This is a genomic window from Sphingopyxis sp. PAMC25046 (genome assembly GCF_004795895.1).
Lineage (GTDB): Bacteria > Pseudomonadota > Alphaproteobacteria > Sphingomonadales > Sphingomonadaceae > Sphingopyxis.
The window spans coordinates 2,710,357-2,723,640 of sequence record NZ_CP039250.1 but is presented as its reverse complement, the minus strand read 5'-3'; the positions used below and the strand labels follow the sequence as shown (position 1 = coordinate 2,723,640).

The window sequence follows — 13,284 nt, the reverse complement described above, 5'->3', positions numbered from 1 at the left end:
CTCTTGTCCTTTTGGCTGCGGCTTAACCGTAGCGGCCAGTGATATAGTCCTTGGTACGTTCCTGCTTCGGGTTGGTGAAGATGTCGGTGGTTTTGCCGTACTCGACCAAGGTCCCGAGGTGGAAAAAGGCGGTGCGCTGCGACACGCGGGCCGCCTGCTGCATATTGTGGGTGACGATCACGATCGCATATTTGCCGCGCAATTCGTGGATCAGCTCCTCGATCTTCGCGGTCGCGATCGGGTCGAGCGCCGAACAGGGCTCGTCCATCAATATGACTTCTGGATCGACCGCGATCGCGCGCGCGATGCACAGGCGCTGCTGCTGGCCGCCCGACAGCGCGGTGCCGCTTTCGCCCAGCCGGTCCTTGACCTCGTCCCACAGGCCGGCGCGCACCAGCGCGCGCTCGACGATGACGTCGAGTTCGGCCTTCGACGGCGCGAGGCCGTGGATGCGCGGGCCGTAACCGACATTGTCATAGATCGATTTGGGAAAGGGGTTCGGTTTCTGGAACACCATGCCGACGCGGGCGCGCAGCTGCACGACGTCCATTGACGGCGCATAGATATCCTCGCCATCGAGCTCGATCTGGCCCGTCACCTTTGCGCTGGCGACCGTGTCGTTCATGCGATTGAGCGAACGCAGGAAGGTCGACTTGCCGCAGCCCGAGGGGCCGATGAAGGCGGTGACAAGGTCGGTGCCGACGTCGATCGACACATCCTTGATCGCCTGCTTCTCGCCATAGAAGACGTTGACGCCGTGCGCCTTCATCTTCGGGTCGGTAATGGTCAGGTCTTCTTGGGTCATGTTCACCAGCGTTTTTCGAATTTGTTGCGAAGATAGATCGCAAAGGCGTTCATCGACAGCAGCACGATAAGCAGCACGATAATCGCGGCGGAGGTTTTCTCGACAAAGCCCCGGTCGACTTCGTCCGACCAGAGGAAGATCTGCATCGGCAGCACGGTCGAGGGCGAACAGACGCCGCCCGGAACGTCGCCGATAAAGGCGCGCATGCCGACGAGGAGCAGCGGCGCCGTCTCGCCCAGCGCGCGCGCCATGCCGATGATCGTGCCGGTGAGGATGCCGGGCAGCGCGAGCGGCAGGACGTGGTGGAACACCACCTGCACCGGGCTGGCGCCGACACCCAAAGCGGCGTCGCGGATCGACGGCGGCACCGACTTGATCGCGTTGCGGCTCGCGATCACGATCACCGGCATCGTCATCAGCGCGAGCGTCAGCCCGCCGACGAGCGGGCTCGCCTGACAGAGGCCGAACCAGTTGATGAACACCGCAAGCGCAAGCAGGCCGAAGATGATCGAGGGCACCGCGGCGAGGTTGTTGATCGACACTTCGATCAAGTCGGTCCAGCGGTTCTTCGGCGCATATTCTTCCAGATAAAGCGCCGCGAGCACGCCGGTCGGGAAGGCGATGAGGAAGGCGATGAAGATCGTCAGCACCGATCCCTTGAGCGCGCCCCAGATGCCCGCGACCGCGGGGTCGGTGGCGTCGGCGTTCTTGAAGAAGGGCCAGTGGATGCCCGTCGACAGTTTGCCGTCCTTCTCCAGCGCATCGACCCGCGCGCCAAGTTCGCCGCGCGCGCCTTCCTTGGCCATGATGTCGACTTCGGACGCGGCGGGCAGTTCGAACACGGTCTTGCCGTTCAAAAGCTCGGGATCGGCCTTGATCGCGCTGCGCACTTCCTTCCACGCATTTTCGCTGATCAGCTTCGATCCGCCGTCGCCCAGCGCCTCGTCGGCGGCAAAGGCGACGATGTCGGCCAGCCCCGCGTTCGCGATCAGCTGGTCGGCGTCGGGATCGTCGAGGCGCGCGGCGTCGATCGTCAGCGGCGTGCCCACGAAATCGACCGGCACGGCGACATGCGTATACGTAAAGCCGCGCGCGCCGTTGCCGACCATCACGAACAGCAGGAAGGCGAGGAACGCACCCGACAGCAGCACCGCGCCCAGCCCCATCAGCTTGAAGCGGCGCTCGGCGGCATAGCGGCCCGCGATGCGCTTCTGCATCGCCGCGCCTTTCCAGTCGGTCGGGGCGGTGTCCCTATTCATATGCTTCCCGATATTTTTTGACGATGCGCAGCGCGACGATGTTGAGCAGCAGCGTAACGATGAAGAGGACGAGGCCGAGCGCGAAGGCGGCGAGCGTTTTCGCGCTGTCGAACTCCTGATCGCCGGTTAGCAATTTCACGATCTGCGCGGTCACCGTGGTGACGCTGGCGAAGGGGTTGGCGGTCATGTTCGCCGACAGGCCCGCGGCCATCACCACGATCATCGTCTCGCCGATCGCGCGGCTGACCGCGAGCAATATGCCGCCCATCACGCCGGGCAGCGCGGCGGGGATCAGCACCTGGCGGATCGTCTCGTTCGGCGTCGCGCCCAATGCCAGCGACCCGTCGCGCATCGCCTGCGGCACCGCGTTGATGCTGTCGTCGGCCATCGACGACACGAACGGGATGATCATCACCCCCATCACGATGCCCGCCGCCAGCGCGCTTTCGGTCGAGGCGTTGGGGATGCCGATCATCACCGCAAATTCGCGCAGCGCCGGCGCCACCGTCAGCGCGGCGAAATAGCCGTAGACGACCGTCGGCACGCCCGCGAGGATCTCGAGCAGCGGCTTCACCCATTTGCGCACCGCCGGCGCGGCATATTGGGTCAGGTACACCGCGGTCATCATCCCGATGGGAATGGCGACGATCATCGCGATGATCGCGCCGATCAGCACCGTGCCCCAGAACAGCGGAATGCCGCCGAAGGTATCGGCCTGCGGCGCGCCGCTCGTCGGCGCCCAGGTCGTCCCGAACAGCAGTTCGGCGGGCGAGACGAGGCGGAAGAAGCGGATCGATTCGAACAGCAGCGACAGCACGATGCCGAACGTCGTCAGGATCGCGACGAGCGACGCGAGCAGCAGCACCGCCATCACGATCTTCTCGACGCGGCTCCGCGCGCGGAAATCGGGGCGGATGCGCGTGAAGGCATAGAGCCCGCCCGCCAGCGCCAGCGCCAGCATCGCCGCGATGCCGATCCACGCATATTTGTGGCTCGCGTCGGCATAGGGCTTCACCAGCGGCGCCGCGGCGGGCAGCCGCACCTCGGCCTGCTTGCCCTGCGCGACAGAACGGGCATCCGACAATATCGCCCCGCGCTCGAAGCCGAAGGCGGGCAGGCTCTCGGCCGCCTCGCTCGTCAGCACCTGGTTGGTGATCAGCGCCGGCGATACCGACGACCAGACGGCAAGGAAGATCGCCGCGGGGGCGAACAGCCACAGCGCGACATACCAGCCATGATATTGCGGCCGCGAATGGAGCTTCGCCCCCGCGCGGCCCGCAAGCAGGCTCGACCGCGCCCGGCCGGCAAGCCAGCCGATCAGCGCAAGGCCCGCGATCAAAAGCAAAAGGGCGGCGGCGTTGAAGGTCACGTGTCAGCGATTCCCTGTTTTCCATTTGCATCGAGCGAAGTCGAGATGCGTCTGGCGCAACGCTCGCGTGTCTCGACTTCGCTCGACACAAACGGAGGGTAGGCGGTCCAAAAAGCGGCGGCCGGACCGGGCGAACCCGCCCGGCCACCAGCGGGAGGAAACTTACTTCAGCTCGGCGCCGTCCAGCACGGTCATGCCCGTTCCCGCGGCGGTAGCCTTGTCGGCAACATCCTTCGGCGACACGATCAGCCCCTTGGCGTTCAGATAACCGCCGTCGGCCGCGCCCTTCAGGAATTCGGCGACATATTCGGCCAGGCCGGGGACGACGCCGACATGCGCCTTCTTCACATAGATGAACAGCGGGCGCGAACCGGGATAGCTGCCGTCGGCGATCGCCGCATAGGTCGGCGCGACGCCCTGCACCGGCACCGCCTTGATCTTGTCCTTGTTGGCGTCGAGATAGCTGAAGCCGAAGATGCCGAGGCTCGTCGGGTTCTTGTCGAGCTTCGAGATGATGAGGTTATCATTCTCGCCCTGCTCGACATAATAGGGCGAACCGCGCAGCGTCGTGCACACCGCCTCATGCTTGTCCTTGTCGCTGTCCTTCAGCGCCTTCATCTCCGCATTGGCGTCGCAGCCCTTGCCGAGGATCAGCTCCTTGAACGCGTCGTAAGTGCCGCTGGTCGACGGCGGGCCAAAGACCGAGATCGCGACCGCGGGAAGCGCGGGGTTCACGTCCTTCCACGTCTTCGCGGTGTTCGGCTTGCCATAGGGGTTCGCCGCCAGCGCCTTATAGACATCTTCTTCGCTGAGCTTGAAGCCCGGGCCGCGCTGCGCTTCGCCCAGCGCGATGCCGTCGATGCCGACCTGGATTTCGACGATGTCCTTGACGCCGTTCGCGGCGCAGGTGTCGAATTCCTTTTTCTTGATGCGGCGCGATGCGTTCGCGATGTCGGGGGTGTCGCCGCCGACGCCCGAGCAGAAGCGCTCGAAGCCGCCGCCGGTGCCCGTGCTGTCGATCTTCGGCGTCTTGTTGCCCGTCGCCTCGGCGAACTTCTCGCCGACCGCGGTGGCAAAGGGATAGACGGTCGAGGAACCGACCGCGCTGATATAATCGCGCGCGCCGCCGCCCGAAGACGCCTGATCCTGGCACGCGGAAAGCGCCAGCGCGCACGTCGCCGCACCAGCGATAAGACCAAATTTCTGGAACATCGGGGTATCCTGTCGGGGGTCGTTACCGAACCAAGCCACCACCCCCGCGGCGACTCGCTGAGCCGCCAATGGGGGTTTTGTGTGACGTGTTTGTGACAGGGAGTGTCATGGAAGTGTCATGGAGGGCCGTGCTCTACGACCCGACGGCAATTTTCATTAAAGATCGACGCTTTTCAACGACGTCGGCGAAAGCGGTGACCCGAGCGCCGCTATTCCTTGCGTCCTCTGCAATCTCAACCTCACTGCGAAGAACTCGCAGGGCTTTCAAATATTCGTCAGCATCTCGATCACCAAAGATTATTCTATCGCTCTCTGTGCGGATAATGTGTTCCTTGACCGCCTGATTGAAAGCCAAACGCGATCCCTCTACGTCTTTCCCGTCTGCAAGATTGTCAAAAACATCGACAACCGCGGCGTCCAGTTTTGAACCGCTGTCTTTGAATGCCGAGACCTGTTGCATTTGATAGCTGAGTCTCTGGGCTTCCCTCGTTTGCTGGCATTGGGTCAGCCATCCCAAGGATGCCACAATGAACGCTACGACAACCGCGCTGTTGGCGAACTGCCTAATTTGTCTAGATGTCAGTCGGTTAGACATTATTCTTTCAGCGACGAATCGGTTTTTAGCGTCGTCTCATTAGCCGCGCGCACAGCAATTTCACAGGCAGATTGCCACTTTTCGGCGCCCAGTGCTTCTATCACATCTCGGACTTCTTGTCCTACCTGCGCTTTGCATTCCTTCGTGCTGGCGTCGCCAACCGCCGACATGGTTACCTCAGCCTTTAACGCCTGCGCATAGGGAACACCCCCTGCGGCCATCGGATAGATCGCCAAACCTACCAGCGGCGAGCTGGCTATAGCCTTCATAACAATTTCGCCAGGAGAATTGATATTTATAGAAAGATCGCTTCTATCAAGCTCATCCAAGTTTGCTAAATCTATTAGATCGGTTATGGAGTTGGATTTAGTTTTAAGTTTCGCAAATGATAAAGCATCAGGGTTTGCGGCAACATCTACGAATTCCATCCAAGTCGATACGGTTCGATTGTCTCGAGACGTGTATACTTCCTTTTTTGTTCTGTACTTAGCGAAGTTTACGCCATCGTATATATAGCTCCCGTATGCCGCCTGGTAAACGTCTTCTCTCCCAGAATTCCCAGTATCGAAGAAGGCGATAGGTGTTTGCAACCGTTCTACGAACTCGAACGGCAAATCCCGCTTGTTTAAAGTGCCCAGATGCTTGAAGCGGCGGCCAACATACGTGTAATTTCGTCGCCCGTCCTGAGCGACAACGGTCTTAATTTCCCCCGGCTTCGAAGTGAGCTGGGCTATTGTGACGTAGCCATCGGTTCCGGGATGCGGAATTGCGATGATGTCACCTCGGCGGGCCGACAGGAGCAAGCCTTCTACAAGCGTCATATTTAGCTTGTCGGTTGGCGATACGTGCCGGGCCGTTTCGACACCGGTGGAAGCTACTTGCCTTCGCCACCGGTCGATGGAGACGTGTTCGAGCAATTTGCCTTTGTCCCATTTTGCGGGATCGGGCCCGAGTTCATCGAGATTTCTGACATCAATAAATGCTAGTTTGGATTCAAGCATTATTTTCAAGAACTTGTACCCTTCGCCACCGAAGAGTTTCCAGATCTTGTGGTCGTCCGGCAGAACGGTTACGCCCAGATCGACCTTGATCTGATTAGGCATGAATCCCCCTATTAGGTTACGCCAGAAAGTGACAAGTCCTGACGAAGTTTCGTTTGTTTCTGCAACAATAATTTTCTTTTGAACATTTTCAACAAATGGATTTGCTCATGATCCTCATCACCGGCCACGTCATCCTCACCCCCGAGCATCGCGAGCGCATGATCGCGCTCGGCGCCGAGCATAGCGCGCGGTCGCGCTCCGAGCCGGGGTGCCTCGCGCATAATTGCCATATCGATGTCGTCCCTCGACAGGCTCGGGATGGCTCGGCTTATGAATGCCTGACGTTCGTCGAGGAGTGGGAGAGCGTCGACGCGGTCCGCGCCCATTTCGCGCTGCCCGCCGCGCGCGCGTTCGTCGCCGAGATGCGCGCGCTGTCGCCCGCGCCGCCCGCGATCCGCATCTACGCCGCCGAGGATATCACCGCGACGCTGATGGGGTAGGGGCGCGGCGCCGCGCTGCTTTTGCCGTCGCGCCCGTGCCTATCCCTCATCCTCCGTGGCGGGAACGATCGCCGGCTGGACCGCGCCATCCGGCGCCGCCGCATCGCCTTCCGCTTCGCCGCCGCCGCCGCCCGCTGCGCCGGGGTCGGGCGTCACGACCGGCGTTCCGCCGCCCGCTGCGCCGGGGGCAGGGGTCACCACCTGTGCGGTCGCGTCGTCGGGATCGGGTGGGTTCAGGTCGACGTCGGTGCTGCGCAGGATGCGCGCCTCGCGCAGCGCATTCATCTGCGTAATGATCGCCTTGCCTTCCTCCGACGTCCGGCCCGCCGTGCGCAGGTCGCGTTCCAGCCGCGACAATTCGGTGTCGATACGGTTCAGCTTGATCGCCTCTTCATAGGCGGCCTGCTTTTCGACCGCCTCCATCACCAGTTGCAGCCCGGTTCCGAACGAACAGAGCTGGTGATAGGCGTTGACGTCGCGGATCGCCGCGTCGATCGAATATTCTTCCTTCTTTTTCTTCAAATTGGTCAGGATATCGGCCAGCGCCTCGCCGCGCTTGGTGTCGATCGCGGTCGTCACCGTCTGGATGATCTGGTTGCGATAGACATGCGTGTTCACATGGTCGCGCGATCCGCTGGTAAAGGCGGCGCCGCCCGACAATATATTGCTCGCCTGATTGCCCGTCACGATCGTCGACGCCACCGACAGCCCCGTCGTCGCGATACTCAGCCAGCCGTTCACCTCGGCCTGCCGTTCCAGCATCAGCGATTTTTCGACGATGCAGATCGTGTCGGCCTGGCTCAGCAGGACAAAGGCCAGCCGGTTGCGGTCGAGATCGCTCTTCAGCGCCAGCTCATAGGCAAATTCCTTGCCGGGGTTCGACGAGGGGAAACGGAAGCAGTCGAGCGCGATTGCGCCCGGCCGGAGCGACCCGTTCTTGCGCGGGCCGATCCCCGCCGGGTCGGGGCGGTCGACTTCGCAGTTGCGCGCCTTGTCGTACAGCATCACATGCGCGGGCTCGACGCGCGCCGCGCCGCCGCTCGTGCATGCGGACAAGCTGACGGCGAACATGGATATCGCCGCGATTGCCGAATTCGATCTGGTCATTCCGCCCACCCCCGCAAGCAAAGGGCAAGGCTATTCGGCGCGATTGAATAATCAATCGCGATTCGTTCCAATCTGGTTCCATTCCGGCCATCGCGCGGAAGCGAAGGCGGCGCCTTTTTCTGCAAAAAGGCGCGCCGGTTCCGGCTCCGTGGCCGCCGCCCGCGCGGCTTTTCGGTTACCCTGCCAGCAGCGGCGCCAGATATTGTCCGGTGAAGCTGCGCTTTTCCTTCACCACCTGTTCGGGGGTTCCCGCCGCGACGATCTCGCCGCCCTTGACCCCGCCTTCGGGACCGAGGTCGAGGATATAGTCGGCAGTCTTGATGACGTCGAGGTTATGCTCGATCACCACGACGCTGTTGCCCTGATCGACCAGCGCCTGCAGCACTTCGAGCAGCTTGCGGACATCCTCGAAATGCAGGCCGGTGGTCGGCTCGTCGAGGATATAGAGCGTCTGCCCGGTCGAGCGCCGCGACAGTTCCTTGGCGAGCTTCACCCGCTGCGCCTCGCCCCCCGACAAGGTCGTCGCCTGCTGCCCGACCTTGATATAGCCGAGCCCGACGCGGACGAGCATCGCCATCTTGTCGCGGATCGCGGGCACCGCCTTGAAAAACTCGGCCGCATCCTCGACCGTCATGTCGAGCACATCGGCGATGCTCATCCCCTTGAACTTCACCTCCAGCGTTTCGCGGTTATATCGTTTGCCGTGGCACGTCTCGCACGTCACATAGACGTCGGGCAGGAAGTGCATCTCGATCTTGATCAGCCCGTCGCCGGTGCACGTCTCGCAGCGCCCGCCCTTGACGTTGAAGCTGAAACGCCCCGGCTTGTACCCGCGCGCCTGCGCCTCGGGCAGCCCCGCGAACCAGTCGCGGATCACCGTGAAGGCGCCCGTATAAGTGGCGGGGTTCGACCGCGGGGTGCGGCCGATCGGCGACTGGTCGATGTCGATCACCTTGTCGCAATGCTCCAGCCCGGTCAGGCTGTCGTGCGGCCCCGCGACCATCCGCGCGCCGTTGAGCACGCGCGCCGCGCTGGCATAGAGCGTATCGATGATCAGGCTCGACTTGCCGCTGCCCGACAGGCCGGTGACGCAGGTGAAGGTGCCGAGCGGGATCTTCGCGGTGACATTGTTGAGATTGTTCGCGCGCGCGCCCTTCAGCACCAGGTCGAAGCCGTTGCCGGGGCGGCGGTGCGCGGGCACCTCGATCTTCTTCGCGCCGGTCAGATACGCCGCGGTCAGGCTCTTCTTGTTCGCGAGCACCTGTTTCAGCGTGCCCTCGGCGACGATCTCGCCGCCATGGACGCCCGCGCCGGGGCCCATGTCGACGACATAGTCGGCGTGGCGGATCGCATCCTCGTCATGCTCGACGACGATCACCGTGTTGCCGAGGTCGCGGAGGCGCTTGAGCGTCGCGAGCAGCCGGTCGTTGTCGCGCTGATGGAGGCCGATGCTCGGCTCGTCGAGCACATAGAGCACGCCCGACAGGCCGCTGCCGATCTGGCTCGCGAGGCGGATGCGCTGGCTCTCGCCGCCGCTGAGCGTGCCGCTGGTGCGGTTGAGGTTGAGATAGTCGAGCCCGACATTGTTGAGGAAGCCGAGCCGTTCGTTGATCTCTTTCAGGATCGCCTTCGCGATCTGCCGCTGCGTGTCGTTCAGCTTTTCGTCGAGCGTGCTGAACCAATCGAGGGCGTCCGCCACCGACCGCTGCGCCGACATGCTGATGTCCTCGCCCGCGATCTTCACCGCGAGCGGTTCGGGGCGCAGCCGCGCGCCGTGGCACGTTTCGCACGGCTGTGCGGTCTGGTACTTTCCAAGCTCCTCGCGCATCCACGCGCTCTCGGTCTGCAACATCCGGCGGTTGAGGTTGCCGATGACGCCTTCGAACGCCTTGTGCGTCGTATAGGTGCGCTTGCCGTCCTTGAAGGTCAGCTCGACGGGCATGCCGCCGGTGCCGTGGAGGATGATCTGCTGCACCGCGCCGGGCAGGTCCTGCCACGGCGTGTCGAGCCCGAAGTCATAGGCTTTGCCCAGGCTTTCGAGCACTTGCATATAGTAAGGCGAGGGTGGGTTCGATTTCGCCCACGGCACGACCGCGCCTTTTTTCAGGCTCAGCGCATGGTTGGGGACGACGAGCTCGGGGTCGAATTCCAGCCGCTCGCCCAGCCCGTCGCATGCTGGACACGCGCCCTGCGGCGCGTTGAAACTGAACAATCGCGGTTCGATCTCGGCGATCGTGAAGCCAGACACCGGGCAGGCGAATTTTTCGGAGAAGATGAGGCGGTTCGCGGGAATGCCCGCGCCTTTCATTGCGCCGCCGGTGTCTTCCTCCTCGCGCCCCGGCACCGGACCGTCGGCGAGGTCGACATAGGCGAGTCCCTCGGCCAGTTTCAGAGCTGTCTCGAAACTGTCGGCGAGGCGCGTTTCGAGGCCCTCGCGCACCGCGACGCGGTCGACGACGACCTCGATGTCATGCTTGTATTTCTTGTCGAGCGCCGGCGCGTCGCCGATCTCGTAAAACTCGCCGTCGATGCGGACGCGCGTGAAGCCGTCCTTCTGCCACTGCGCGAGTTCCTTCTTATACTCGCCCTTGCGGCCGCGCACAACCGGGGCGAGCAGATAGGCGCGCGTACCCTCGGGCAACTCCATCACCCGGTCGACCATCTGGCTGACCGTCTGCGCCGAAATCGGCTCGCCCGTCGCGGGCGAATAGGGGATGCCGACGCGCGCCCAGAGCAGGCGCATATAGTCGTAGATTTCGGTCACCGTTGCGACGGTTGAGCGCGGGTTTCGCGAAGTCGTCTTCTGCTCGATGCTGATCGCGGGCGACAGGCCGTCGATATGCTCGACGTCGGGCTTCTGCATCATCTCGAGGAACTGGCGCGCATAGGCCGAGAGGCTCTCGACATAGCGCCGCTGGCCTTCGGCGTAGATGGTGTCGAACGCGAGGCTCGATTTGCCCGAACCCGACAGGCCGGTGATGACGATCAGCGCATCGCGCGGCAGGTCGACGTCGACGCCCTTGAGATTATGCTCGCGCGCGCCGCGAACCGAAATATGGGTGAGACTCATGGGAGGGGTATGTTCCAGATTTGTTCTAAAGGCGCAAGAGCGGGTTTGCGCGGATTGTCGTATAGATAGGAGGCCGGATGCAGCGCCGCAATGCGGTCGTTTCCACCAACCCCACAAAGGCTTCGACCAGCGTCGGCCTGCTCGCTTGACCCTCCGGCGCGGCGGGCGGACAAGGATGGCCATGCGCGCCGCGTCCACACGCGGCGCCGGGGAACGGGAGACTGGGGATATGAAGAATTTTTGTTCGAGCGTCGCGGGACTGGCGATTGCGGTGGCGCTGGTCGCGACGCCCGCAACGGCGAATGACGTCGATGCGCGCGAGGCGTTCAAGGCGGCGGCGGAAGCGGGCGGGGGCGATGCCCCGGCGGAAGGTGCGCTGACGGCCCTCACCTTCGGAAAATGGGGTGTCGATTTGGGTGCGCGCGACACTTCGGTGAAACCGGGTGACGATTTCGACAAATATGCGAACGGCGGCTGGTTCGCCCAAACAGAGATTCCGGCCGACCAGGCCTCGGCAGGCGTCGATTATGATGTCTATAATCTGACCCAGCGCCAGCTTCGCCAACTCGTGACGAGCGCGCCCGTAACGAGTCAAGTCGGCGGCCTTTATCAGAGCTTCATGGACGAGGCGCGGGTCGAGGCGCTCGGCACAAAACCGTTGCTGGCGGATATCGCCGCGGTCGCTGCGATCAAGGACAAGAGTGCGATGGCGCGCTTCATGGGCGGCACACAAGGAACATTCGGGTCGACGATCGTCAGCGGCGGGCCGTACGCGGACACCGCCGATCCGACGGTCAACGTTCTGTGGCTGGGTCAGGCGGGGATCGGTCTGCCCGAGCGCGACTATTATCTGAACGACAGCTTCAAGCCGCAGCGCGATGCCTATCGCGCCTATATCGCGCGGACGATGAAGATGGCGGGCAACGCTGATCCCGAAAAGGCCGCCGATGCGATCATGGCGTTCGAGACCGAGATCGCGAAGGTCAGCTGGGCGATCGCCGACCGCCGCGACATCGGCAAGATCAACAACCCGATGTCGTCGGACGAGCTGGCCGCCTATGCGCCGGGACTCGACTGGAAGGCGTGGTTCGAGGGCGCGGGCATCGCGCCGCAGAAACGCATCATCGTCAACGAGAAGACCGCAATTCGCGACATCGCCGCGCTCTATGCCAAGACCCCGCTCGACACGATCAAGCTGTGGCAGCAGTTCCATGTCGCAGACAATGCGGCGCCCTATCTCGACAAGGCGTTCGTCGACAGCCGCTTCGAATATACGAAAGCGCTGAGCGGCGTGGGCGAGCTGCGTCCGCGCTGGAAACGCGGGCTGACGCTCGTCGACGGCAGTCTCGGCGAGCTGGTCGGCGAAACCTATTCGGCGCAATATTTCCCCGCGAGCGCCAAGGCCAAGATGGAGGCGCTCGTCGCGAATCTGAAGCTCGCGATGGGTGATCGCATCCGGGCCAACAGCTGGATGGCTCCCGCCACGAAGGATGCGGCGCTTGCCAAGCTCGCGAAGATGGACGTCATGGTCGGCTATCCCGACAAATGGCGCGACTATTCGGGGCTGAAGATCGACCCCGCCGACCTCTACGGCAATGTGAAGCGTAGCTCGGCCTTTGAATATGCCTATACCCTGTCGGACCTGAACAAGCCGGTCGATCGCAAGAAATGGGCGATGAACCCGCAGACGGTGAATGCTTATAATGGCGGGCTCGAGAACAAGATCGTGTTTCCGGCGGGCATATTGCAGGCGCCCTATTTCAGCGAGAGCGTCGACGATGCGGTCAATTACGGCGCAATCGGCGCGGTGATCGGCCACGAAATCACCCATGGATTCGACGATCAGGGCCGCAAGATCGACGCCGAGGGCGCGGTGCGCGACTGGTGGACGGCTGAAGACGCGGCGCGCTTCGATGCCCAGGCGAAAGCGTTCGGCGCGCAATATGCGACGTACGAAGCGGCGCCTGGCGCTTTCATCAACCCCGACCTGACGATGGGCGAGAATATTGCCGATCTTGCGGGGCTGGAGGTCGCTTATGATGCTTATCACCGGTCGCTTGGCGGCAAGGAAGCGCCGGTGATCGACGGGCTGACCGGCGATCAGCGCTTCTTCCTCGCCTTTGCGCAGGCGTGGCGCGACAAGGCGCGTGAGGATGCGATCAAGCAGCAGGTGGCGAGCGATCCGCACAGCCCTGCGCGCTGGCGCATCATTGGTCCTGTTCGCAATGTCGATGCGTGGTACAAGGCGTTCGGCGTCGACGCGGGCGCCAAATATTATCTGAAGCCCGAAGAACGCACGAAAATCTGGTAGGTTCTGGGACCCC

General features: G+C 62.9%; 10 protein-coding genes. 2 read left to right on the top strand and 8 right to left on the bottom strand.

Annotated elements, in window-relative coordinates; genetic code table 11:
* Nucleotides 1-22: 22 nt before the first annotated feature.
* The 6 genes from pstB to E5675_RS12775 form a co-directional block, all read right to left on the bottom strand.
* On the bottom strand, nt 23-805 hold the full coding sequence (pstB, locus tag E5675_RS12800) for a phosphate ABC transporter ATP-binding protein PstB (protein ID WP_136176464.1): 783 nt from the start codon (nt 803-805) through the stop codon (nt 23-25).
* 2 nt (nt 806-807) lie between these two features.
* Nucleotides 808-2,064 carry a phosphate ABC transporter permease PstA gene (gene pstA / locus E5675_RS12795; protein WP_136174858.1) on the bottom strand — a complete coding sequence of 419 codons (1,257 nt, stop codon included), beginning with the start codon at nt 2,062-2,064 and terminating at the stop codon, nt 808-810.
* A complete protein-coding gene (pstC, locus tag E5675_RS12790; protein ID WP_136174857.1) occupies nt 2,057-3,433 on the bottom strand; it encodes a phosphate ABC transporter permease subunit PstC in 1,377 nt (458 codons plus the stop codon). The genes pstA and pstC overlap by 8 nt, the downstream gene beginning before the upstream one ends.
* Nucleotides 3,434-3,595: 162 nt before the next feature.
* Entirely contained in the window at nt 3,596-4,645 is a 1,050-nt protein-coding gene (locus E5675_RS12785) for a substrate-binding domain-containing protein (protein ID WP_136174856.1), read from the bottom strand.
* 133 nt (nt 4,646-4,778) lie between these two features.
* A complete protein-coding gene (locus tag E5675_RS12780) occupies nt 4,779-5,105 on the bottom strand; it encodes a hypothetical protein (protein ID WP_136174855.1) in 327 nt (108 codons plus the stop codon).
* 134 nt (nt 5,106-5,239) lie between these two features.
* Nucleotides 5,240-6,343, bottom strand: coding sequence for a hypothetical protein (locus tag E5675_RS12775; protein ID WP_136174854.1), 1,104 nt, complete (start codon nt 6,341-6,343; stop codon nt 5,240-5,242).
* Nucleotides 6,344-6,450: 107 nt separating this feature from the next.
* Between E5675_RS12775 and E5675_RS12770 the strand changes: the two genes are divergently transcribed.
* Complete coding sequence (locus tag E5675_RS12770) at nt 6,451-6,783, top strand: antibiotic biosynthesis monooxygenase (RefSeq protein ID WP_136176463.1); 333 nt, start codon at nt 6,451-6,453, stop codon at nt 6,781-6,783.
* Between the two features lie 39 nt (nt 6,784-6,822).
* On the opposite strand, the gene E5675_RS12765 is transcribed toward E5675_RS12770, so the two are convergent.
* Both E5675_RS12765 and uvrA read right to left on the bottom strand, forming a co-directional pair.
* The gene (locus E5675_RS12765) at nt 6,823-7,890 is read right to left on the bottom strand and encodes a hypothetical protein (protein ID WP_210727523.1); all 1,068 of its coding nucleotides are present in this window, start codon (nt 7,888-7,890) and stop codon (nt 6,823-6,825) included.
* Between the two features lie 175 nt (nt 7,891-8,065).
* On the bottom strand, nt 8,066-10,960 hold the full coding sequence (gene uvrA, locus E5675_RS12760; protein ID WP_136174853.1) for an excinuclease ABC subunit UvrA: 2,895 nt from the start codon (nt 10,958-10,960) through the stop codon (nt 8,066-8,068).
* A gap of 229 nt (nt 10,961-11,189) precedes the next feature.
* Between uvrA and E5675_RS12755 the strand changes: the two genes are divergently transcribed.
* Nucleotides 11,190-13,271 carry a M13 family metallopeptidase gene (locus tag E5675_RS12755; protein ID WP_136174852.1) on the top strand — a complete coding sequence of 694 codons (2,082 nt, stop codon included), beginning with the start codon at nt 11,190-11,192 and terminating at the stop codon, nt 13,269-13,271.
* The last annotated feature ends 13 nt before the right edge of the window (nt 13,272-13,284 follow it).